General features: G+C 70.5%; 18 protein-coding genes and 3 pseudogenes. 8 read left to right on the top strand and 13 right to left on the bottom strand.

Going from position 1 to position 22,619, the window contains the following annotated elements:
- Window positions 1–3 precede the first annotated feature (3 nt).
- Entirely contained in the window at window positions 4–882 is an 879-nt protein-coding gene (locus ACH4EW_RS25265; RefSeq protein ID WP_398260523.1) for a DUF4132 domain-containing protein, read from the bottom strand.
- Window positions 883–1,244: 362 nt separating this feature from the next.
- Here ACH4EW_RS25265 and ACH4EW_RS25260 point away from each other — a divergent pair.
- Window positions 1,245–1,326 (top strand): annotated as a pseudogene (locus ACH4EW_RS25260) (HtaA domain-containing protein); the annotation flags it as partial.
- A 41-nt stretch (window positions 1,327–1,367) separates the two neighbouring features.
- Here ACH4EW_RS25260 and ACH4EW_RS25255 read toward each other — a convergent pair.
- From ACH4EW_RS25255 to ACH4EW_RS25245, 3 genes and pseudogenes are all read right to left on the bottom strand, one after another.
- A pseudogene (locus ACH4EW_RS25255) lies at window positions 1,368–3,152 on the bottom strand (BTAD domain-containing putative transcriptional regulator); the annotation flags it as partial.
- A 426-nt stretch (window positions 3,153–3,578) separates the two neighbouring features.
- Window positions 3,579–3,794: pseudogene (locus ACH4EW_RS25250) on the bottom strand (multiprotein-bridging factor 1 family protein); the annotation flags it as partial.
- Between the two features lie 1,091 nt (window positions 3,795–4,885).
- Window positions 4,886–5,560 (bottom strand): hypothetical protein, encoded by a 675-nt coding sequence (locus ACH4EW_RS25245; RefSeq protein ID WP_398260521.1) that lies wholly within the window; start codon window positions 5,558–5,560, stop codon window positions 4,886–4,888.
- A gap of 591 nt (window positions 5,561–6,151) precedes the next feature.
- Here ACH4EW_RS25245 and ACH4EW_RS25240 point away from each other — a divergent pair.
- Window positions 6,152–7,171, top strand: a complete 1,020-nt coding sequence (locus ACH4EW_RS25240; RefSeq protein ID WP_398260519.1) for a carbon-nitrogen hydrolase family protein — start codon at window positions 6,152–6,154, stop codon at window positions 7,169–7,171.
- A gap of 101 nt (window positions 7,172–7,272) precedes the next feature.
- Window positions 7,273–7,413, top strand: coding sequence for a hypothetical protein (locus tag ACH4EW_RS25235; protein WP_398260517.1), 141 nt, complete (start codon window positions 7,273–7,275; stop codon window positions 7,411–7,413).
- 209 nt (window positions 7,414–7,622) lie between these two features.
- Here the strand turns inward: ACH4EW_RS25235 and ACH4EW_RS25230 are convergent, their stop codons facing one another.
- The 3 genes from ACH4EW_RS25230 to ACH4EW_RS25220 are packed head-to-tail and all read right to left on the bottom strand — an operon-like array spanning window position 7,623 to window position 10,374.
- On the bottom strand, window positions 7,623–7,973 hold the full coding sequence (locus ACH4EW_RS25230; RefSeq protein ID WP_398260515.1) for an alkyl sulfatase C-terminal domain-containing protein: 351 nt from the start codon (window positions 7,971–7,973) through the stop codon (window positions 7,623–7,625).
- A gap of 29 nt (window positions 7,974–8,002) precedes the next feature.
- Window positions 8,003–8,398 (bottom strand): (2Fe-2S) ferredoxin domain-containing protein, encoded by a 396-nt coding sequence (locus tag ACH4EW_RS25225; RefSeq protein WP_398260513.1) that lies wholly within the window; start codon window positions 8,396–8,398, stop codon window positions 8,003–8,005.
- Window positions 8,395–10,374, bottom strand: a complete 1,980-nt coding sequence (locus ACH4EW_RS25220) for a heavy metal translocating P-type ATPase (protein ID WP_398260511.1) — start codon at window positions 10,372–10,374, stop codon at window positions 8,395–8,397. Before ACH4EW_RS25220 ends, ACH4EW_RS25225 begins: the two co-directional genes overlap by 4 nt.
- 125 nt (window positions 10,375–10,499) lie before the next feature.
- Between ACH4EW_RS25220 and ACH4EW_RS25215 the strand changes: the two genes are divergently transcribed.
- Complete coding sequence (locus tag ACH4EW_RS25215; RefSeq protein ID WP_398260509.1) at window positions 10,500–10,871, top strand: ArsR/SmtB family transcription factor; 372 nt, start codon at window positions 10,500–10,502, stop codon at window positions 10,869–10,871.
- Between the two features lie 43 nt (window positions 10,872–10,914).
- Here the strand turns inward: ACH4EW_RS25215 and ACH4EW_RS25210 are convergent, their stop codons facing one another.
- Entirely contained in the window at window positions 10,915–12,168 is a 1,254-nt protein-coding gene (locus tag ACH4EW_RS25210; protein ID WP_398260507.1) for an MDR family MFS transporter, read from the bottom strand.
- Window positions 12,165–13,280 (bottom strand): PLP-dependent cysteine synthase family protein, encoded by a 1,116-nt coding sequence (locus ACH4EW_RS25205; RefSeq protein ID WP_398260505.1) that lies wholly within the window; start codon window positions 13,278–13,280, stop codon window positions 12,165–12,167. The genes ACH4EW_RS25210 and ACH4EW_RS25205 overlap by 4 nt, the downstream gene beginning before the upstream one ends.
- Window positions 13,281–14,035: 755 nt before the next feature.
- Here ACH4EW_RS25205 and ACH4EW_RS25200 point away from each other — a divergent pair.
- Together ACH4EW_RS25200 and ACH4EW_RS25195 are read left to right on the top strand one after the other, a co-directional pair.
- A complete protein-coding gene (locus tag ACH4EW_RS25200; RefSeq protein WP_398260503.1) occupies window positions 14,036–14,491 on the top strand; it encodes a hypothetical protein in 456 nt (151 codons plus the stop codon).
- A 96-nt stretch (window positions 14,492–14,587) separates the two neighbouring features.
- The gene (locus ACH4EW_RS25195) at window positions 14,588–15,517 is read left to right on the top strand and encodes a hypothetical protein (protein WP_398260501.1); all 930 of its coding nucleotides are present in this window, start codon (window positions 14,588–14,590) and stop codon (window positions 15,515–15,517) included.
- Between the two features lie 134 nt (window positions 15,518–15,651).
- Here the strand turns inward: ACH4EW_RS25195 and ACH4EW_RS25190 are convergent, their stop codons facing one another.
- Complete coding sequence (locus ACH4EW_RS25190; RefSeq protein ID WP_398260499.1) at window positions 15,652–15,960, bottom strand: SHOCT domain-containing protein; 309 nt, start codon at window positions 15,958–15,960, stop codon at window positions 15,652–15,654.
- Window positions 15,961–16,197: 237 nt separating this feature from the next.
- Window positions 16,198–18,045: an asparagine synthase (glutamine-hydrolyzing) gene (gene asnB, locus ACH4EW_RS25185; RefSeq protein ID WP_398260497.1), complete on the bottom strand. Its 1,848-nt coding sequence runs from the start codon at window positions 18,043–18,045 to the stop codon at window positions 16,198–16,200.
- A 565-nt stretch (window positions 18,046–18,610) separates the two neighbouring features.
- On the opposite strand from asnB, the gene ACH4EW_RS25180 reads away from it, so the two are divergent.
- Both ACH4EW_RS25180 and ACH4EW_RS25175 read left to right on the top strand, forming a co-directional pair.
- Window positions 18,611–19,177, top strand: coding sequence for a hypothetical protein (locus ACH4EW_RS25180; protein ID WP_398260495.1), 567 nt, complete (start codon window positions 18,611–18,613; stop codon window positions 19,175–19,177).
- Window positions 19,178–19,584: 407 nt separating this feature from the next.
- Window positions 19,585–20,892 carry a hypothetical protein gene (locus ACH4EW_RS25175; protein ID WP_398260493.1) on the top strand — a complete coding sequence of 436 codons (1,308 nt, stop codon included), beginning with the start codon at window positions 19,585–19,587 and terminating at the stop codon, window positions 20,890–20,892.
- A gap of 24 nt (window positions 20,893–20,916) precedes the next feature.
- Here the strand turns inward: ACH4EW_RS25175 and ACH4EW_RS25170 are convergent, their stop codons facing one another.
- The gene (locus ACH4EW_RS25170) at window positions 20,917–21,498 is read right to left on the bottom strand and encodes a GNAT family N-acetyltransferase (RefSeq protein WP_398260491.1); all 582 of its coding nucleotides are present in this window, start codon (window positions 21,496–21,498) and stop codon (window positions 20,917–20,919) included.
- 105 nt (window positions 21,499–21,603) lie between these two features.
- Complete coding sequence (locus ACH4EW_RS25165; protein ID WP_398260591.1) at window positions 21,604–22,542, bottom strand: LD-carboxypeptidase; 939 nt, start codon at window positions 22,540–22,542, stop codon at window positions 21,604–21,606.
- Window positions 22,543–22,619: the final 77 nt, after the last annotated feature.

Here is a 22,619-nt window from a genome sequence, read left to right as displayed (position 1 = left end):
CGGTCACGCGTCCCCACCCTCTTCGATCGTGCGGCCGGCGTACAGCGCAGCGGCCATGCGCATCCCCTCGGACCAGGCCACCGGCCCGACCTCGGTCAGCCGCACCGCGCGGCCGTCCTCGTCGTGCCAGCTCAGCCCGCCGGTCTCCGATTCCCCGTCCCAGTACGGTTCGCCGATCCACACCGACGCCTCCGTGCTGCGGCCCCCATCACGTACTTTGCACGTGGCGTAGCCACCGGACACCCGGTAGCCGAGGCCTGTGGCGCGCGCCGCGAGACCGAACCGCGAGGCGAACTTCCCGCCCGCGTAGTCCCGTATCTCCGTTGCCGTTGCCGTCGCCGTCGCCGGGCGCCCGGCATCCGGCCCGTCCGGCCTGGTCCAGGTCGCCCGGTGGATCTGCTCCACCTTCTGGGTGATCCCGAGGTCGGCCGCGAAGTCCCGCACGTCGTCCAGGTCCGGCAGGAGAACGGGGTGGGGAAGCGTCACCGTGCGCGGCGACAGCCGCACGGTCTCACCGTCGAGGTCGACCACCTTGAGCTCCCCGTCGCCGGTGACGTCCCGCAGGAAGCCGACCTCGTCCGGATCGTCGCCCACGACGGCCATGTCACGCAGCGCCGCCTGCCACGCCTCGTCCGGCCACACCCGTGCGATCAGCTCGGTCGGAACCGGAAGCGACGACACCATCCAGGCATCCACCTGAGCCACGCACGAGGCCGCGTGCCGGTCCAGCCACTCGGCCAGTTGCCTCAGCCGGTCGACCTCGGGACTGTCGCGCAACGCCTTCGGCAGCGCCTTCAACTGCCGCCCTCCGACGCGCCGTGCGACCACACGCCCGTCCTCGAGGGTGATCTCGTACCCCTCACCCGCTGCCAGCCACGCCATCAGCCGTGCCCCTCTGCCTGTCCATCAGATGTCAGCGCAGCCCGAATTAAGGGCCACGAAGCCCCTGAACTGCGATATGAGGGAAGACTAACGAGGACCACTGACAACGCAGGTTGGTCCGCGGTGCCCTCGCGACGGCCTGGCAGGGATCTCGGTGCTGCTGGGGACGGCAGGCGTCGCGCCCGACGGCGGGAGGCGGTACGGCCACGGAACATCAGCAGAGCGCTGCCCGGCTGCGAGCAGGACGTTGGCCGAGTGGTGCCTCCGTACGGCTGGCCGGCTTCGCGGCACACTCTCTACGTCGACGGCTGGTATGAGGACGATGCCGCCTTCGTGCCGGTCCGGGGCGCTCGGGAGCTCTCACGTTCCGTGAGTACGTCACCGGCCCCCTCGGCGAGGGGAAGTGGAACCTCGCCGACGGCGCCACAGGACGGGGGCGCGCTCGGCTCCCCGGGGCGGGACGCCTGTCAGGCGAGTCCCTGTGCCGGCGGCTCTTCGAGTTCCGCACGCGACTGTGCAAAAAGCCGGGCCAGGTTGTGCATGTGGTAGCAGCCCGGGCCCATCGACATCAGAAGCCCGGTGTCCACCAGGCTCTCGAGCAATTCCTCCGCAGCCTCTGCGCCACAGCCGAGCCGATCCGCCATAAGTGACAGGGTGACGAACGGGCTGACGAACGAGCTGAACAAGCGAAGCGCGCGTTTCTGTTCCTCTTCGAGCTGCCCGTAGCCCAGCTCGAAGGTGGCCTTCACGGCAAGGTCTCCAGCCTGCAGCTCGTCCAGCCGGTGGCGTTCATTCGCGAGTTTCGCCGCGAGGACCGAGACCGTCCAGGTGCGGCGGGCCGCAAGGCGAGATGCCGCGATACGGATGGCCAGAGGCAGGAAGCCGCAGGCAGTCACCACATCCAGGGCCGCCATGCGTTCGGAGGCGACGCGCTCTTCACCCACGATCCTGGTGAAAAATTGGAGCGCCTCCTGCGGGGACATCACGTCCAGGTCCACCAGATGGGAGCCCGCCAGGTCGAGCATGCGGATCCGTGAGGTGACCAGGGTCGCGCAGCCTTCGGTGCCGGGCAGCAGGGGTCTGACCTGAGCCGCGTCCCGGGCGTTGTCCAGGAGGACCAGGACCCGGCGTCCGCCCAGCACTGACCGGTAGAGCGCTGAGCGCTCGACGAGGGTGTCCGGGATCGCTGAGTCCGCTGTGCCGAGTGCCCGCAGGAACGCACCGAGGACCGTCTCGGGTTCTGCGGGCCGGGAGCTGGTCCCCTGAAGGTCGACGTACAGCTGGCCGTCGGGGAAGTGCGGGCGAGCAGCGTGCGCCACGTGCACGGCGAGGGTGGTCTTACCGACGCCGCCGATCCCGGCGAGAGCGGACACCGCCATCACGTGGCGCTCCGCGTGCGCGAGCTGCGCGGCCAGTTCGCGCACGAAGGAGACGCGCCCAGTGAAGTCTGCTACGGACGCCGGGAGTTGGGAAGGGTGCACCAGGACCGGGGCACTCTTCGTCGTGGCCTCGCTCGGCCGGGTCAGGTCCTCGTCAGCCTGGAGGATCCGCTGCTGGAGGCGGGCGAGTTCGGGGCGCGGGTCGACGCCGAGTTCGTCGGCGAGGAGGCGCCGGGTGTCGGCGTACACGGCTAGCGCCTCGGCCTGCCGCCCGCTGCGGTACAGGGCGAGCATGAGCAGCTCGCGGAGGCGTTCGCGCAGGGGGTGGGCGGCAGTGAGCGCGGTAAGTTCGGAGACCGCCTCGGCGTGACAGCCCGCTTCCAGGTCCATGTCGAGCCGCGCCTCGGTGAGCTGGAGACGCCACTCGCCGAGCCGGGTGCGCTGGTTCTCGGCGTACGGTCCCGGCACGCTCGCCAGGGGCTCGCCCTCCCACAGGGCGAGCGACTCGTTGAGGAGGGTGCGGGCCCGATATTGGTCCCCCCTGGCCCGCGCCTTCTCTGCGGCTGCCGCCAGCTCCTCGGCGGCATTGAGGTCGAGGGTGCCCGCGTCGACGCGGATCGCGTAGCCGCCCGACTCGCTGACCAGGACCCCTGGGCCGAGGACCTTGCGCAGCCGCGAGGCGTACGTACGGACCGCGGCCAGCGCCTGGGAGGGCGGATCGTCGCCCCAGATGGCGTCGATGAGCTCGGAGGCCGTCGCGGTGCGCCCGTCGCGCAGCAGCAGGGCGGCGAGCAGCGCCCGCTGCTGCGGGGAACCCGAAGGCAACGGCCGACCGTCAAAGGAGGCCCTGACTGGCCCAAGCAGCATGAAGTACGGGCCCGACGCGGGCATCGGGGCAGGCGCCTCGACCACCGGCTGCACGATCAGCGGGGCAGGTGGCGTCGGCGTGCGCGGGGCCGGGGGGATGCGCGTCCCCAGACCCAGTGCGCGCCGCCACGCAGTGACCCACGGCTGATGCGCCGCCTCGGCGATGCGGCACGCTGTCAGGTACCCGATCAGCTGTTGCTCGTCGCGCGGCACAGTCCGGCCGAGCACGATGCGGTGCGCCGTGCTGTGCGGAAGCCTGCCCAACCCGCCGGCTCGCCGCTCCATCTCCCGCATGGACGGCCGCCCCGCCGACGCGTGCAGTTCCCGCAGCCCCGCCCGGAGCGCGTCGACGTCTTGGATTTCCTGAGGACTCGATGCACGGCCGCTCGTGATGCTGCGCTGCTCCGCCCTGCGGGCCTCCACCCACAACTCCATGGCGACCTCGACGGAGACTCCACACGCCTGTGCGTACGCCTTCACGCTGTGAGCACTCGGTACCGCCCGCCCCGATGCGGCTCGCTGCAGGGTCGTAGCATGGCAGCCCGCACGGGACGCCAGTTGGGCATACGACCACCCTCGGGCCGCCCGCTGGTCACGCAGCCACTGTGCCAATGTGACCAGCGCCCGGTTGGACGTCTTTATCGGATTCTCTCTACGCCCCGCCACCGCAACGCCCTTACGGCGCGGAGACCGCGTGTGCCACGCGCACGATCGTGCGACCCAGCCTCGGAGTTCCGCACCGCAGGGCCCGCGCCGTGACAGCAGCCACAAGGCCAGCGCTACTTAGTACCGCGAGGATCGATGTCGGTGCCTGGCCGGAGACCGACAGCCCGCAGGCCAGCACAGTGATGACCACGATGACGATGGCATCGGGCATGGAGGGCCGATGCGGACCGGGGACACCATGCACGACACAGCTCGCCGACGGAAAGGTACTCGACATGGTGCTGCCTCCTGAGAATCGAAGCCCATGCGCAAGGCGCGTGGGCATGTTGCGGGCTCCAAGGACATTGCATCCGACCGGCGTTTGCCGACACCGGTGGGACCTGAAGCGTGCCACCCTCCCGGGCCGTCACGGCAGCCCCCTAGAAGTTGATGCGTGCACGTCCACGCATCGAAAGCGGAGCCCGCAGGCCGCCGCGAGCAAAAACCCGATCTCCACCTGCTGGTCTGCGCAGGGGAACACGTTCACGGCGCGATGGGCGACGTATTGATGCAGAGGCATCCCAGTGTTGATGCACAGCCGTCCCAGCCGCCTTCACCGTTCGCTTAAAGGTCTCCGCGATCCTCTTCAGGCGACCGGAACACTCCGGCCGTTCCTGAGAGTTGCGGGCTCCAGCCACACGATCAGGAGACCGGTAGGACACGTTGCCGCGTGTACCGACCAAGATCGGCGCTCCGCCTGCCGGGGCGCCGATCCAAGCCCTCGCCCACCGCTGAGCGTTGCAGGGGCTTGAACCCGGCTGTTCTGCCGCGCGGGGCGGGTCTGCGTGGTGTCAAACCCGCCCCGCGAGTCCGCGGAGCCGCGGACCTGACGACTGCGGGTGGCGGGCCGGCCCGGTCAGCCGCGCGGTCACCTCGCTGCGGTCCCGCGTCTCCGGGCTGGGTCGCCTCCAGCATCTCCTGCAGGCGGGTGAACACCGTGTGCCTGGCCGGTCGGCGAGCTCGGTGGCTGCCGCAGGCGGGATCGGCACCGGCGGGGCGTTCGTCCCGGGCCTCTCCGTGGACCGGCAGCCGAGCCGCTGCCGTCCTGTTCGTCAGAGCGTGTCGGTCGCCGCGAACTCCCCGGTCAGACCTGTGCGGGCCAGCGCTCGGACGAGGGCCGGCCGGTCCAACGGATCGTCGTAGCGGTTGGTCCGGCACAGCCTTTCCAGCAGCCTGTGCGGCTCCAGTCGGTACGTTTCTGCGGCGGCCAGGAGGCTGTCCGCGCTCGGCCCGTCGACCGTGTCGTCCAGGTGGTTCGTCAGTGCGCCCAAGACCTCGCTGCGGTCGATGAAGTAGCTCATGCCGCAGTCCAGGCCGTCGTCGTCAAGGTCGTCCGGGTACGGTGCCCGGGCCCAGGCGCCGTTCTCGTACCAGTAGACGCAGCCGATTTCGTGCCCTTCGAGTCGGTCCCGAAGTTCCTCGTAGGGCAGCCAGTCCGGGCCGCCCGCCAGCACGTCGATCGCCGGCTCGTACCACTTGACGTCGCTCGCCTCGTCCTCGCCGTAGAGCACGAACCGGCCGTCGCCTTGCTTGGACATGACCCACCAGGTGCAGCCGCAGTCGTCCCAGTGGAGGCCCTCGTCATCGATCCACCGGCCGGTCCGGTAGCCCGGCGGGCGCTCCTCGTATGCGGTAGTCGCCTCGAGGGCGGCGAGCAGCGCCCAGCGCGCCCACAGCTCCTCGGCCGGCGGAAGGTCCTCCGGCAGTCCTGGCCGGTGAACGGTCATGTGGACCCCCGTGTGCGCGTTTCGATGGTGATCGCCGCAAGGATACGGTTCGCGGCTGACACGACCGTCCCGGGAACCCGCTTCCCGCAGGGGCCAGAACTGCGAGCCGGCGCGTAGGTTCCGACCCCGGCACGCTCAGGAATCTGCGAACCCACGCGCTTCCCACCGCGTCAGACCGAAACTCCGCACCGCACTTCGAGGGCTTTGCCATGTGGATCTGCAGCTTCCTGGACCTATCAAGATCCATTGTCAGGTGTGTCCACATCCCAGGGGTCGCCTCGATCTCAGCCGGACCCGTCATCATGGACCTCGCCCGCCGCCCCGTGCCGAGTGACGTTCAGGCCCGGCGGAACGTAGTCACAGCAGCATGCCGGTGGCACCCCGGTCTCAAACTCCAGCTCTCATGCCAAGAGTTGACAGATCTTGACATGTCTTGTCCGAACTGGTCAGCGTAGGCACGCGTTGCTGCGAACGATGGAAGGCTGCTTCGTGATCGGCTCGCCCATTCATCCGCATCCGGACCGTGCGCCCCGGACACCGCTCGACGGCCTGTTCCTGCCGGTGCGCTCCACTTCTGAGGAGGACTCCGCCATGTCATCTCCCACTTCCACGAAGCGAACTGTCGCGGCGGTGCACGCCGCTCCGGTGTTCATGGACACCGAGGCGACCGTCGACAAGGTCATCCGCTTCATCGAACAGGCCGGCCGGGAAGACATCGACCTGCTGGTGTTTCCCGAGACCTTCGTGCCCGGTTACCCGTACTGGATCGAGGCCTACGCCCCGCTGGACCAGCAGGGCGCCAACGCCGCCTACGCCGAGGCGTCCGTCGAGGTGCCCGGTCCGCAGATCGCCCGGGTCCAAGCCGCTTGTGACCGCGCCGGGGTCGGCGCCGTTCTCGGTGTCAGCGAGCGGCTCGCGGGGACCCGCACGTGTTTCAACAGCCAGGTCTTCATCGAACCCGACGGCACTCTTCTCGGAGTTCACCGCAAGCTCCAGCCCACCTACGCCGAACGGATCGTGTGGGCTCAGGGCGGCGGCGCCACCCTCAGCGTCTTCGACAGCGCTCTGGGCCGGATCGGCGGTCTGGCCTGCTGGGAACACACCATGAACCTGGCCCGGCAGGCCCTGATCACCCAGGGCCAGCAGATCCACGCCGCAGCATGGCCCGGTCTGTCCACCATGACCGGCTTCGAGACCGTCGCCGACGTCCAGATCGACGCCATGATGAAGACCCACGCGCTCACGGCGCAGGCGTTCGTCATCTCCGCCGGAAACCCGGTGGACGAGACGTGCCTGCAGTGGATGGAGTCCACCGTCGGACCGCAGAAGCACATCACTGCGGGCGGCGGCTGGTCGGCCGTGATCCACCCCTTCAACCAGTACCTCGCCGGCCCGCACACCGGCCTCGAGGAGAAGCTCGTCACCGCCGAGATCGACCTCGCCGACATCAACGCCGTCAAGGTCTGGGTCGACTCCCGCGGCCACTACGCGCGACCGGAGATCCTCGGCCTACGAGTCGACCGACGCCCGCTCTGGCATGACGAAGGACACCGTGAATGGCCTGCCGCCCCGAGCGACGGCACCGCCGCCCCGGCGGCCGAAACGGCCTGAGTGGACGACGTCGGCTCCCGTTCCGTCGGTTACCAGAACCTGCTCCATCCCGTCCACACGGCCCGCCAGGCCGCTGACCTCGTCGCTGGAACGCTCAGCTGATGACCACCACCGCCACACCCCGCACTCTGCAGGTCAAGGGCAAGATGACCGCCGACGCCGAGAGCGCTCCTGCCCTCCGGGGCGCACACCGTCGCCCCCGGCCCGCACCGCCGGCCGGGGGAGGTGCGGCCGCGCTTTGAGAGGCTCTGGACCAAGGCTGAGGGCTGTCCCGTAATCCGTGGTGGATCAGCGCGCGGCGTCAGATGCCTTGCATCGCAAGGCGGAGGGACGCCCGAATACTGGATGTATTCGGGCGTTCCGACAACGCGGCGAGGTGCCGCGGCTGTCGTCGCGCGCCCACCAGGGATTACGGGACAGCCCTGAGCGAGTACGGGCTGGTGGCCGGGGATCAGGGGGTGGTCAGGCCGAACCAGTACTCGAAGGTGTCCAGCAGCCCGTTGAAGGTGTTGAGGGGGTCGATGGTGCCGGAGACGACGGTGAGGTCGCCGTCCTCGGCGAGCCGGCCGGGGGTGGTGTTGCCGACGGCGAGGTCGTTCAGGCCGGTGCGGGTGATGGTGTAGGTGGCGTCGGCGGTGCTGGGCGCCGCGTGCGGGGTGTGGACGAGGACGCCGTTGCGCAGCTGGACGGTGCACTGGCGGGGGTCGCGGTGCAGGCCGCCGGTGATGGTGAAGCCGAGGGTGAGGGCGTGTTCGGCGGCGTCGGGGCCGTTGAGGCGGATGCCGAGGTAGTCGAAGAGCATCTCTGAGGGACTGGGCCGGCCGAGCGTGCTCAGTCCTCGACGGCCCGGCGCACCCGGCGTGACGGCCCGAACGCGTACAGGTCGAGGATCTCGGGCGGCTCTGCGAGCCCTGGTCCCCCAGCGCGTACCCAGGCAGCGATGTCGGCAGTCGCATCGGGGTCGTTGACCAGCCCGAGCCAGACCGGGCGCCCGCCCGCCGCACGTCCGGCTGTCGAGGGCTGTACGACGATGACGTTGGCCTGCTCGCAGGCGTCGAGGCAGTTCACCGCCCGGACTCGGGCGACCGGCCCGAGTCCGGTCTTGAGGGCGGCGAGTTGGGCGGTGTGGTCGACGCCGGGGATCTTGGCCGTGCCGCAGCAGCAGCCCCGGCACACGGTGACCGTGCACCGGGGCTCTGCCTGAGCGGGAGCCTTGCGCCGGCTCACTCGACGGCCCGCTTCCACGCCGCCTCACGCAGGAGCCGCAGCCCGTTGAGGCCGACGATGACCGTGGAGCCCTCGTGTCCGGCGACGCCGAGCGGCAGCGGCAGGGTGCCGATGAGGTCCCAGGCGACCAGGCCGGCGATGAAGGCGCCCGCGATGACCAGGTTCTGCACGACGAGCTTGCGGGCCCGCCGGGACAACGCGATCACGGCGGGGACCGTGCGGAGTTCGTCGCGGACGATCACCGCGTCTGCGGTCTCCAGGGCGAGGTCGGAGCCTGCCCCGCCCATGGCGATGCCGGTGTGGGCGGCGGCCAGGGCGGGGGCGTCGTTGACCCCGTCGCCGACGACCATCACCTTGCGGCCCGTGTGCTCCAGTTCCCTGACCGCGTCCACCTTGTGCTGCGGCAGCAGCCCGGCCCGGACCTCGTCGATGCCGGCCTCGGCGGCCAGGCGGGCCGCAGCGCGGGGGTTGTCGCCGGTCAGCAGCATGGGCGCGGTCCCGGTGAGGGAGGTGAGCGAGGCCACGGTCGCGGTGGCGTCGGTGCGCAGGCGGTCGGCGATGCCGAGCAGTCCGGCGGGGGCGCCGTCCACGGTGACCAGAACGGCGGTCCGGCCGCCGTCTTCCAGTTCACCCGCGACGGCCGCCGCCCGCGCCGGGCCGGCGTCCGAGGTCCCGTCCAGCAGTCGCGCCGGTGCTCCGACCGCCACCTCGCGCCCGCCGACGGATGCGGTCACCCCGACCCCGGGTGTGGAGTCGAAGTCCTCCGCCACCGGCAGCGACAGACCACGCTCGCGTGCCGCGTCCACGACGGCGCGGGCCAGCGGATGTTCGCTCGGGTGCTCGGCCGCCGCCGCGAGGGTGAGCAGTTCGGCCTCGTCCAGGCCGGATCCGGCGAGCGGCCGGACGTCCGTGACCCGCGGGGTGCCTTCTGTGAGCGTGCCGGTCTTGTCGAGTGCGACCGCGTCGACCTGCCCCAGCCGCTCCATGACCACCGCGGACTTCACCAGCACACCGTGTCGTCCGGCGTTGGCCATCGCGGACAGCAGGGGCGGCATGGTGGCCAGGACGACCGCGCAGGGCGACGCCACGATCATGAAGGTCATGGCGCGCAGCAGCGAGTCGGCGAGCCCCGTACCGAAGGCGAGCGGCACGAGGAAGACGGCGAGGGTCGCCGCCACCATGCCCAGCGAGTAGCGCTGTTCCACCTTCTCGATGAACAGCTGGGTGGGCGCCTTGGTCTCGGACGCTTCCTCCACCATCCGTACGATCCGGGCGATCACCGTGTCGGAGGCGTCCCGCTCGACCCGCACGCGCAGGGCGCCGGTGCCGTTGAGGGTGCCGGCGAAGACCTCGTCGCCTGCTTCCTTGGCCACCGGAAGTGGCTCGCCCGTGATGGTCGCCTGGTCGATGTCGCTGGCCCCGTCCAGGACGCGGCCGTCGGCGCCGACGCGCTCGCCGGGTCGTACGAGGATGGTGTCCCCGACGGCGAGTTCCTCGACGGGGACGATCGTTTCGCTTCCGTCGGCGTCGAGGCGGGTGGCCTTGGCGGGTGCCAGGTCCAGCAGTCCTCGTACGGAGTCGGCCGTACGGGCGGTGGCCAGTGCCTCCAAGGCGCCTGAGGTGGCGAAGATGACGATGAGCAGAGCGCCGTCCATGACCTGGCCGATCGCCGCCGCCCCGAGCGCGGCGACGATCATCAGCAAGTCGACATCGAGCGTCTTCTCTTTCAGCGCCTGCAGGCCGGCCCAGCCCGGTTCCCAGCCGCCGGACACGTAGGCGAGCGCGTACAGCGTCCCCCACGCCCAGGCGGGAGCACCGGTCAGCTGCAGCGGGAGGGCGATGAGGAAGAGGACGGTAGCCGCGGCGGCCCAGCGCACCTCAGGAAGAGCGAAGACCCGGGTACGGCGCCCGGGTGCGACGCCATCGCGCGAGGGCGTGGCCCGGTCCGCGGCGGATGGGGCAAGGGTGGAGGTCATCGGAGACGGGATCCTTCGCGACGGCATGGCGAGGTGGCGGCAACCCGAGCAAGCCGGTGCCCCCCCTCCACCATACCGGAATACATGAAGAGTCATTCATGTCTTCATGTCCGTAGGATGAAGGCATGGGCCACGGAGCTGACACCACGACCACCGCCACCGCGCGCGAGCGCCTGGAGACCGTGGGCGCCGCTGACGTGGCCGCCACGCTTCAGGCGCTGGCCACGCCTTCCCGGCTGCGTATTCTGGCCCGTCTCCAGGAGGGGCCGTGCGCGGCAACCGAGCTGGCAGACGCCGTCGGCATGGAACAGTCCGCCTGCTCCCACCAGCTGCGTCTGCTGCGCAACCTGGGCCTGGTCACCGGTGAGCGCCGGGGCCGCTCGGTCATCTACGCGCTCTACGACAACCACGTCGCCGAACTGATGGAACAGGCTCTCTATCACGTCGAGCACCTGCGACTGGGCCTGCGCGACGCTCCGGCCCCCGCCGTCGGCTGAGCGCCCGGGGCCGAGCGCGGCGACCCGGCCCCGGCACGGCGCCTCACCCCGGCACGGCAACCGGCCTCGGTACCAGGTGTCCGCCGCGGTGCAGTCGCGCCACCAGTCCCGCGCACACCAGCCCCGTAGTGGCCAGCGCCGCCCACGGCAGCCATCGGATCCCTGTGTCGAACAGCGCTCCGACGGCCAGGTTGCCCAGGGAGACGGCGATGCCGGAAGCGGTGTTGTAGGCGCCGTAGTACGTCGCGACGAGCCGGTCGCCGGAGAGCCGGACGACGGTGTCCATCTCGAAGGGATAGAGCAGGGCCCCGCCCCAGGCCAGCAGGGCGGCACACAGGACGATCGCGAGGACGCTCGCCGCAAGGCCGAGGGTTCCCGGGTAGGGGCCGGTCAGCAGCGGCACGAACGCGACCCCCATCACCATGAGGCCGTAGGCGATGGCCTGCGGCCCGGCAAGGGACCGCTTCGCCCAAGTGGTCAGCTTCAACTGGCCCGACAGCGCGGCCAGCGCGGAGATCGCGAAGACCGCGCCGGTGACCACCCCCGTCCGGTCGCCGAAGAGGTCACGGGCTCTCAGTGGCAGGGCGAGGTAGACCTGGAAGGCCAGGACGTACGAGCCGGTCATCGCGGCGGTGAAGAGCAGGAAGGGCCGGTTGGCGACGACGGTGCGCCAGTCGGCGGCCACCGCGCGCCAGGCCGGCTCGGTGCCCCGGTCGGCCGGGGAGCGTGCGGGCAGGGCACGGGCCTGGAGTGCGGCCAGGACGCCGAAGACTGTCGCCGCGACCGTACACACGGCGCCGAAGTCCCAGGCCAGCAGGGCGAGTCCGGCGAGCGGGCCGACGAGGATGCCTGCCTGGTAGAAGACATTGAAGGCGGCGAAGGCTTCCACACGCCGCTCTTCGCCCGCGTCCGCGGCGAGGTAGGCGCGGACGGCGGGGTTGAACAGCGCCCCGGCCAAGCCCGTGAGCGCTGAGGCACCGATCAGGGCGGGCAGGGAATTGGCCACCGCCAGCAGGCCGAAGGCGACCGTACGCAGCACGCAACCGGTCAGGATCATGGTTTTGTAGCCGTAGCGGTCGGCGAGGGTGCCGCCGATCAGGAACATGCCCTGCTGGGAGAAGTTCCGGACGCCGAGCACCAGGCCCACCGCCCAGGCCGCGAGCCCGAGCCCGTGGGCGAGATGGTCGGCCAGGTAGGGCATGAGCATGTAGAAGCCGAGGTTGATGGCGAACTGGTTGACCATCAGCAGCCGTGCCGGCCGGTCGAAGGAGGCCACCTGGGCCCGCAGGCCCCTCATCGCAAGCCCGCCTTCGCCAGGTCACGCCCCAGCGGGTCACGGACCTGGCTGCACCGGGTCCAGCGGGTGACCACGCACGCGTCCGGCTCGGCAATCTCGTCGGGTTCCTTCGGCGGTTGCTGGCCGAGGAGTTGATGCTCGCGGCACCAGGCGTCGTTGTAGACGGTCTCCAGGTAGCGGTGCGGGCCGTCGGGGAAGACGGCGGCGATCCGGGTGCCGGCCGGGAACGTACGCGCGGCCCATCCGGCGACGAGCGCGACCGCGCCGACGCTCCAGCCGCCGGACGCGTAGTGACACCGGGCGAGCCGGCGGCAGGCCCACACCGCCTCGGCCGGGGCCACCCAGTGGACCTCGGCGAAGGCGCCGTAGTCGACGTTCTCGGGGTGGATGCTGGAGCCGAGGCCTCGCATGAGCCGGGGAGCGGCGGGCTGCCCGAAGATCGTCGAGCCGACCGCGTCCACCCCGATCAGCCTCAGTCCGGGAAGGGGCTCGCGCAGTGCGGCCGTGACACCGGCCGAGTGGCCGCCCGTACCCACGGCCGCCACCAGGACGTCGATACGACCGAGTTGAGCGAGAAGCTCGGCGGCCAGCACACGGTAGGCGGCCACGTTGTCGGGGTTGCGGTACTGGTCCGGGCAGTACGCACCCGGGGTACGCGTCAGCCATTCGGCCACGCGCTCACGGCGGGCCTCCTGCCAGCCACCCTCCGGATGCGGGGCGGTGACCTGGTCGACGCGTGCGCCCAGAGCGGTGAGGAGACGAACCACGGAGGGCTCCATACCGGGGTCGGTGACGACGGTGACCGGGTGACCGTAGGTCAGCGCGGCCAGGGCCAGCCCCAGGCCGAGGGTGCCGCTGGAGGACTCGACGATCGGCGCGCCCGGCGCGAGGTCACCGCGCCTGCGCGCTTCAGAGACCATGTGCAGGCCGGGACGGTCCTTGATGCCGCCGGGGTTGGCGCCTTCCAGCTTGGCGTAGAAGCCCCGGCCCGGTGGGGCGAAGGGTTCGTCGATCCACAGGACGGGGGTGTTGCCCACGAGTTGGGCGGGCCGGCGGGCGATCACAGGCAGCGGGGCGTGCGCCCCGAGGGGTTCGAGCAGGGAGAGGTGCATATGCGTACGGCTCCTTCGCACCGCGCCCGGTGCGGGCGGGTGCGGTCGTCGCGGATCATGGGCGCGCGGGCACGCCTCGGCCACGGAGTTCGTGCGAGGTCGGGGCGTGCGGGCGGCGCCTACTGACGCAGGACGCAGTGGAGCGCGAGGGTGGCGCGGCCGTCCGGTGCCGGGAAGACGTCAGGCGGACGGGCCCAGGCAGCGTGTGCCGCCTCGGTCCTTGCCGTGGCCGGTGGTGCTGCGTCCGGCCCGTCATGCCCCGGCCCGATGACCGTGCCGTCGATGGCATCCCGGGGCCGGTCCACCGCGTGGTCGAGGTGACCGTCCGCCTTGTGGTCGTGCCCGGGAGGCGGGTTGATCCCGTGATCGGCATCGTCTGTCTCGAGCTGATCGCAGTCGACGCTCGCGGCGGTCAGGTGGAGCCCGCCGAAGGAGGCGGTGTGGACCGAGCCCGCGAGATGGGCGGTGACCAGCAGGACGAGTCCCAGGAGCAGGCCGATGCGGCCCGCCCGTCCTGGAAGCCATGTCTGCTACCGCACACCGATCACATACATAGAGTATTCGATCGGTCGCAATGCGCTACCTCATGGCCGTTCGGTCGTCAGCGCCCCGCAGGACCGGTGGCGGCGCGGCGGAACAGCACGGCCGCGACGCCGGTGAGGCCGATCAGTCAAAGGGGTACCGGGTGGGGGTATTGTCGGGGATGATTATCGGCCCGGGAGTGCCGTAGCCGGCCAGTGACGGATGAGGCGGACATGGACCACGTGCACGCGCGCGGGCGGGCTCTCGCCCGGCTGATGGCGGTGGGCGCGTTGCTGTTCGGGCTGTTCCTCATGCACGGTGCTCCGGCCACTGCCGCTTCCGGCTGCCACGGTGCCGTGTCGGCTCCTGCCCCCGCGCACGACGAGCAGGCCGGTCACCGCGGTCACTCCGAGCGCGCGATGGGCTCAATGGCCCCGATGGCCATCCCGGGCTCGGCGCATCCCTCCACGCAGGCTGTGACGGGTGGGCACGGAGCCCAGTGCGTGGCGACTCCCGCCCGCGACCGGCTCCCGCTGCTGACCGTGTGGCTCCTGGCCGTCACGGTCTTCGCGGTCTTGTCCGGATGGGCGCTGATCGGGCGGCGCGTTGCTGCCGGGGAAGCGGGGCTGCGCGGGCCGCCGGGCGGCGGGCGTGATCTGCTTCTGCGGGTGTGCGTCGCGCGGACGTGACAGGCACCTCGCCCGGGCCCGTGATGAGGGCTGCGGGCCACGTGTCCTGATCAGCCGCGCGCCGGTGCGGTGCGCACATCCCGAAGGTTTTCCCTCATGTCGTTCACGTCTCGTTTCACCCTGCGTCGTCATGGTCTGGCGGCGGCCGGTACAACCGTCGTTCTCGCGCTGACGCTGGCCGCCTGTGGTTCGTCGAAGGACTCGTCCGACTCGTCGATGCCGGGCATGGACCACGGTTCGATGCCGTCGGCGTCCGCCTCGTCCCACTCGATGGACTCGATGCCCGGCATGGACCACGGCTCCATGGACGCCGACGATGGTCTGTCCGATGCCAAGGACGGCTACGAGCTGATGTCGTCCGCCGGTGAGCTTCCGGCGGGCAGGGCCACCGGCTACACGTTCCAGGTCATGGGCCCGGACGGGAAGCCGGTCACGGGCTTCGCCGTGGATCAGGCGAAGCGGATGCACTTCTACGCCATCCGCTCCGACCTGACCGGCTTCCAGCACCTGCACCCCACCATGGCCGGCGACGGCACCTGGACCGCTGATCTCTCGGCGCTGGAGCCCGGATCCTGGCGGATGTACGCCTCCTTCGCCCCCGACAGCGGTACGGGCAAGGGCAAGGACTTCGTCCTCAGCCGCACCGCCACCGTCCCCGGTGACGCCAAGCCGACCCCGCTCCCGGCTGCCACCACGAACGCCGAGGTCGACGGCTACACGGTCACGGTCAAGGGCGAGTTGACGGCCGGTACGGCCCATCCCATGACGGTGAGCATCAGCAAGGACGGCAAGCCCGTCACGGACCTCCAGCCCTACCTCGACACCTACGCCCACCTGACAGCCTTCCACGAAGGCGACCAGGCGCTCGCCCACCTCCACCCGGAGACCGCGGTGAACGGTGACCACGGCGGGCCGGACCTGTCCTTCCACGCCATGCTGCCCAAGCCCGGCAACTGGCGGATGTTCCTGCAGTTCCGGACGGGCGGAAAGCTGCACACCGCCGCGGTGACCCTGCGCGTCAGCTGACGGACACCCACGGCCGGGGCGGCGGCCCGGCCGTGGGTCATAACCGGCTGCCCAGCCGGCTACCGAACAGGTGGATGGTCAGCGGGACGATGACCAACCAGTGCTGGGCGAAGCCGCGGCCGGCTCGTTCCGGGTCAGGGGTTGGGCGGGCCTGGTGGTGAGCCTCGGAGGGTGGCCAGGCGTCGGCGGTATTCCTCTTCGTCGATCTCGCCGCGTGCGTACCGCTCGGCGAGGATCTGCTCAGGCCCAGGGCCAGGGCCCGGGGCGCCGGGGCCGGGCGGAGTCCCCCAGCCGGGTTGTCCGCCGCCGCGCGAGCCGGGACGCTGCGCGAAGGCTCGGACGAGAAGGACCACGACGACGATGATCAATGCCCAGAAAAAGAGGTGGCCGATCGTCATCCACAGCCACATCCAGCCGTTGCCGTGGCCGTACCAGTACATCATCGCGGTTCACTTCCCCAGGACGGCGCGCCCGGGCAAACACCACGGGCACCACAGCTGACCTCCCTTCCATGCTCCCTCAGCGTCGGCGACCGCACGACAGGGCCTCGGCTGCCCCTGCCGTGGGCCGGTGGGCCCGGCTTCCCGGCTCGGTGCACGCTGGAAGAGGTGAAGAAGATCAACACAAGGGCCGGCGCGGCGACGGGCCGGCCGCCGCGCCCCCCGGCGACGGCAGTCCGCTCAGCTGAGGTCCACCTCCGGCTCGTACATGTCCAGCCACACTGCAAGGTCCAGCGTGCGTTCCAGGCCACGGCGGGACGCCGAGGTGATCCGGGGTGCGTCGTGGTCGGCGACCCGTTGCAGCCGGGCTCGGTCGATGAGGTCGAAAACCCGGTGGTCCGGGCGGGCGAGCAGGTCGCGGGCGTGCTCCTGGAGTGCGAAGGCGTACTTGGGGTCCTGGGTCGAGGGATAGGGGGTCTTGGTCCGCTCGTACACGGACCGGGGAAGCAGATCCGCGGTCGCTTCGCGGAGCAGGCTCTTCTCCCTGCCGTCGAAGGATTTCAGGGCCCACGGGGCGTTGTAGACGTACTCGACGAGCCGGTGGTCGCAGAACGGCACCCGGACCTCCAGGCCGACGGCCATGCTGGCGCGGTCCTTGCGGTCGAGCAGGATGCGGACGAACCGGGTCAGGTGGAGGTGGCAGATCCTGCGCATGCGGTACTCGAAGTCGCTCTCGCCGGTGAGCCGTTCGATGCCGGCGACGGCGCAGTCGTAGCTGTCGCGGATGTACGACTCCAGGCGAAGGGCCTGGTTCAGGTCGTCGCGGAGCATGCCCGCGTCCTCGCCGAAGTGCTCGGCGAACCGCACCAGCCAGGGGAAGGTGTCGGCGCTGCGGGCCTCCTCGTCGAAGAACTGGAGGTAGCCGCCGAAGACCTCGTCGGCCGATTCGCCGGACAGCGCGACAGTCGAGTGTTCGCGGATGGCCCGGAAGAGCAGATAGAGCGAGGCGTCCATGTCACCGAGGCCCATGGGGATGTCCCGGGCCCGGATCATCCGGGCGCGTACCTCGGGGTCGGCAAGGGTGTTGGGGTCGAGCACGATGTCGCGGTGGATGGTGCCCGCCTGCTCGGCCACATCGTGCACGAACGGGGTGTCGGGGGTGGTGCGCAGTTCGTCGGCGACGAAGTGCTCGGTGCGTCCGACGAAGTCGACGGCGAAGGTGCGGACCTTCTCGCCTGTCTCGGCGAGCTGCCGGGCGGCGAGCGTGGTGACCGCGGAGGAGTCGAGGCCGCCGGAGAGCAGGACGCATCGGGGTACGTCGGAGACCAGCTGGCGGCGCACGATGTCGTCGAGCAGTGACCGTACGTTGGCGATCGAGGTGTCCCGGTCGTCGGGGTGCGGACGGGTCTTGAGCTGCCAGTAGACGTGCCGGTGCAGGCCGCCGCGGTCCACGGTGACGACTGTGCCGGGCTCCACCTCGTACATGCCGTCCCACACAGCGTGGCCGGGGGTCTTGACGAGGGTGAAGAGCTCTCTGAGTCCGTCGAGGGTCACCCGGGGCCGGGCCACCGGATTGGCTAGGATGGCCTTGGGTTCCGAGCCGAAGAGCACTCCGTCGGGCGTCGGCCAGTAGTAGAAGGGCTTGACACCCATCCGGTCGCGGATCATCACGAGCTTGTCGTGGCGACTGTCCCAGACGGCGAAGGCGTACATGCCGTTGAGCCGTTCGGCGACGGACTCGCCCCACTCCAGATAGCCGTGCAGCACGACCTCGGTGTCCGAGTCGGTGACGAAACGGTGCCCGCGGGCGGTCAGCTCGGCACGGAGTTCGGTGAAGTTGTACGCCTCACCGGAGTAGACGAGGGCGACATCCCCCTCGGGTGTGCCGACGGTCATGGGCTGGCGCCCGCCGGGCAGGTCGATGATCGCGAGCCGCCGGTGTCCGAGCCCCACGTGACCGGCGATCCAGGTCCCCCGGTCGTCGGGGCCCCGGCAGGACATGGTCTCCGTCATCGCGTCCAGCGTCGCGACCGCCTCGGATGCCCGCAGATCGCGGTCGAAGGAGACCCAGCCGGCGATGCCACACATACGCGTCCTCCCGATTCGGTCCCGGCCGGGAAAGCGGTCGTACGCACGGTGCCGTCCTTGGGCGGCGTGCCGAGGGCGAAGGCCCGGCAGAACCAGTTGTATTGGGCAGCTACATAACGAGCCTCTGTCCGCGATTGCGTGCGGTCAACACGGTCGCCGCATCGCCGGAGGCCGGCCCCTCATACTTTCGGCCGCCGCTTTCCCCTTCCTGTACGGGGCGCCGCGCTGCGCGACCCGTGCGGGAAGGGTCCGCGGGCCGGGGAGGGAGCCCGAATCGGCCACGGGCAAAGACTTGTCCAATCAGGTGGGCCAGTGGGGTGCACCCGGCGGTCAGCAGGTGCTCCGATACCGCACATCGGGGGGATGCGCCTGCCATTCGTCGTGTACAGGGTGGTGACGCGGCAGGTTGGAGCGCAGGCCCGCGGCCCCCGCCGCAGTACCCAGCGCTCTGCGCAAACCCACGGTTGTTCCCCCGCATGAGAAGAGATGCATGCCACGCCGCCCGGCGTGGCTGCGTCAAGGTCAGTCATGATCGTAAGATCACTACTGGCACAGGGAAGTGCATATGATCGACTTAACACGTTCGACCATCCGCTGCGGACTTGCCACAACTGCCTTGCCGTTGATGTTGCTCGGGCAGGCCGGAGCGGCCCACGCCGACCAGCTCCCCTTCCCCAAGCAGGGGTACGGCTCCGTCGGTGGCCCCGCGGCGCCTGGCGAGGTAGTGAACCTCACGGTCAAGGAACGCCCGGGCAACCCGCACCCGACGGCAGTTGAGGTCTCAAGCCCTGCGCTGACCGACGACACCGCCCTCGGTGACACCAAGAGCGCCTGGGTGGGCGCGGGCCGGATCAAGAAGACGGTGAAGCCCGGAACGTATCCGGTGACATTCACGCTGCGACACAAGAGCGCCGACTGCGTGACGGAAAAGGACCGCGACTATGTGTGCGACTACCCCGCGATCGTCCTGCGCTCGACGGTGACGGTGTCGGGTCAGGACGAGGCCGCGGCACCGAACGAAGGGCCGAGCTTCGGTGGCGGACTGGCCATCGGTATCGCGTCGGGCGCCGTGGCGACACTGGCGGTGGGCGGGGTACTGCTGCGCCTTCGCCGCCGCCAGGCTCCGTCCTGACCCTCGAGAACGCCGCCCTCACCGCGTGGGGCATCGCCCGCAGGTCAGTGGTGAAACGCGAGGCGGTGTTGCACGGGCGCAGCCCCCTGGGAGCCGGGATCCGGGATGAGGACAGCCGCCTGCGGGGGTGAAGTCGGAGATTGACTGGCGCTGCCTACGGGGGCTGCCCATCGACACGACGGACGATCGACCGAGCGAGAGAACCCCTTCGGACGGAGCACGTCATCTCTTCCATCCAACACACCGCCCCCGCCGCCGATTCTCGAACGGCACATCTCCCGCAACCGGCCCGGGACGCCCTGCCCCGGGCGGTCCTGTGGATCCCCGGCCTGCTGGCCCTGATCATCGGGGTCTGGGGAATCCGCCGCCAGGGCACCCTGTGGGGAGACGAGGAGGTCACCTACGCGATGTCACATCGGAGCGTGCCGCAGATCTGGCACACCCTGGGCCATATCGACGTCGTGCACGGCCTGTACTACCTGATCATGCGGGGAGTGTTCGGCCTCTGGGACGGCGGCCTGGTGGCGCTGCGGCTGCCGTCGGTACTGGCGGTCGCCGCAGCGGCGGTCGGCGTCGTACGGCTGGGGCAACGGCTCGGAGGAACGTGGACCGGGCTGCTGGCAGGCCTCGTCTTCCCTCTGCTCCCGCCGGTTCAGCGGTACGCGCAGGAGGGCCGGTCCTACGCCCTGGTCTGTGCACTGATCGCGTGGGCGAGTTGCCTCCTCGTCAGCAGCCTCGCCCGGCCGGGAAGACTGGGCTGGGTGGCGTACGGCGCGGTGATGCTGACGGCCTGTCTGCTCCACGAGTTCGCCGTACTCATGCTCCTGGCCCACGGTGTGACCGTCTTCCGGGCGCGATTGGCGCGGCCGGTGACACGGGCATGGAGCATCGCGGCGGGTGGGGTGCTCGCCGGGCTCCTCCCACTCGCCGCCTTCAGCACCACGCAGTCCGCGCAGGTGGACTGGATCGGCGCGCCGGACCCCAGGAGTGTGCTGGGCTTCGTCGTGACGGCCCTGCTGGGTATCGCCTTCGCCCGTGTGCCCAGCCGTGCGCGGGGACCGATCACGCTGCCCTCCTTCGCGCTCCCGCTGCTGATCCTGCCCACCACGCTGCTCATGCTGACGATCCTTCTGCATCCCCTGTACGTGGACCGTTATGTTCTGGCCTCCACCATCGGTTTCGCCCTCCTGACCGGCTCGATGCTCGACCGGCTCCGGCGCTTGGCAGGCGATGCCGGAACCTTGCAGCGTGTGACATGTGGTGTGGCACTGGCGGCGGTGCTCGCCGCCCTCGTACCCGTGAGCACCGCTCTGCGGAAGCCGGGGAGCCGGAAGAACGACGCCGTCGCGATCGCCCGGGCAGTCGAGAGAGCCGGCGAGCCCGGGGACGGGCTGCTGTTCATGCCTTCACGCAGACGCGTATGGACGTTGGCCCTGCCGGACGCGTTCCGGGGTCTGTCCGACCTCGCTCTGGAACGGACCCCGGTCGCGTCCGACACACTGTTCGGCGTGGAGCTGTCACCCGACAGGATCCGGGAGCGCGTCCTGACGAGCGCACGCGTCGTCGCCGTACGCGACCTGGCAGGCCAGCCGCTGGACGCCGACGCGCGCGAGGCGGTCAAACGCTCCACCCTCGACGCGCACTTCGAGGAGTGCACGAGCCGGGACGTCACGCAGGCGCGCATCACCGTGTACGCCAGGCCCGGCCACTGCTGAGACCGGCAAGGTTTGCCGGTCGGTCTAAACGCCGTCCTGGCTCAGCATCTCGGCCGTGATCGCCCACCGCTCGTGGTCGCGCCAGGCTCCCTGGATGAAGAGGAAGTCCGGTGAGAACCCTTCGAGACGGAATCCGGCACGCCGGACGAGGGCGAGCGAACCCTCGTTGCCGGGCTGGATATTGGCTTCGAGCCGGTGCAGGCCGAGCGGCCCGAAGGCGTACCTCAGGACCAGTGCCAGCCCTTCGCTCATCAGACCGCGCCCCACCGCGTGGGCGAAGGCCCCGTAACCGAGCGCTCCGCAGAGGAACCCGCCGCGGACGATGTTGTTGATGTTGATGAACCCCGCGATCCCGCCGCCTGCCCCGCTCTCGCCGGATTCCCGTCCACGATCGCGTTCGCAGATCAGGAAGCCCGCCTTTGTCGGATCGTCGATCAGCCGTCCCGCGTAGGTGGCGTACGCGCGGGGGTCCTCGGGCGGGAAGAGCCAGGGGCTGTGCACATCCCGGCTCTCCCTCGCACGGGTGGTGAACTCTTCGGCATCCGCGAGGGTGTAGGCGCGGATCGCCACACGGCACCCCTCCGCAAAATAGTCGATTTGGGACATCCGGCCAGCTTAGACCGACCGGCACATGGGGGGCACGACGTCAGTTGCGGCGCCTCGCCGCGTTGTCGGAACACCCGCATACGTCCAGTACGCGGGCGCCGCCGTTCAGACCAGAGCGGGCACCTCGATGGTGAGCGTGGCGGGGCCGCCGTCGGCCGGCGCGTCCAGCACGGCGGGCACACCGAGCGGAATCGTGAGCGCCGTCGGTCCGTGCCCGAAGCCCAGCTCCTCGACGACGGGTACGCCCAGTGGGCCGAGCCGGTCGGCGAGGACCGCCCGCACCTCCTCGTACGGGCCGCAGCCCGCCCAGGATCCGCAGGCCACCCCGGCTGTCCCGTCGAGCGCCCCGGACCTCAGCAGTTGGGTGAGGATGCGGTCGATGTTGTACGGGTCCTCGGTGGTGTCCTCGATCGCCAGAAGCCCGCCCCGGGCGGACGGCCGGGCGTGCGGGGTGCCGATGTCGGCGGCGAGCAGGCTCACGCAGCCGCCGTAGGTGATACCGCGGGCCCTGCCGGGGATCAGCGCCCGCGCCGTGGGCAGGCCGAGAGTCAGTACCGACTCGGGCTCGAACAGAGTGGCCCGCAGGGACTCCTGGGTGTCCGGGTCCTTGAGGAAGGTCTCGGTGCCTGCCATCGGGCCGTGCAGGGTGGCGAGCCCCATCCGCTGGGCGAACGCCTCGTGGAGCACGGTGATGTCGCTGTAGCCGATGAACACCTTGGGCCCGGCCGCGCGCATCGCCGTCCAGTCGACCAGGTCGACCATGCGGTGCACGCCGTACCCGCCGCGGGCGCAGATCACCGCGTCGACGGACGGATCGCACCAGGCGTCCTGGAGGTCCCTGGCCCGGGCCTCGTCCGTACCGGCGAGGTAGTCCAACTCCGGGTGCACGTCACGGGCATGGGGCGCTTCGACGGGTTCGAGGCCCCAGCCGCGCAGGATGTCGAGTCCCGCCTCCAGGCGGTCGGCGGGCACCGGCCCGCTCGGTGACACAACGGCGATCCTGGCACCGGGACGCAGTCGGGCGGGTCGGGTCAGGGGTGCCAGGGCCTGTTCCGAGTTTCCCGTCGTCCGCGCGGAGCGCGGGCGCCGCGGCGTCTGGTGCGTGCGATCGCAAGGCGGAG

It is taken from the genome of Streptomyces sp. NPDC018000 (assembly GCF_044328025.1).
Lineage (GTDB): Bacteria > Actinomycetota > Actinomycetes > Streptomycetales > Streptomycetaceae > Streptomyces.
Note: the sequence above shows the minus strand (reverse complement) of the source record. Positions and strands in the feature narration are given on the sequence as shown.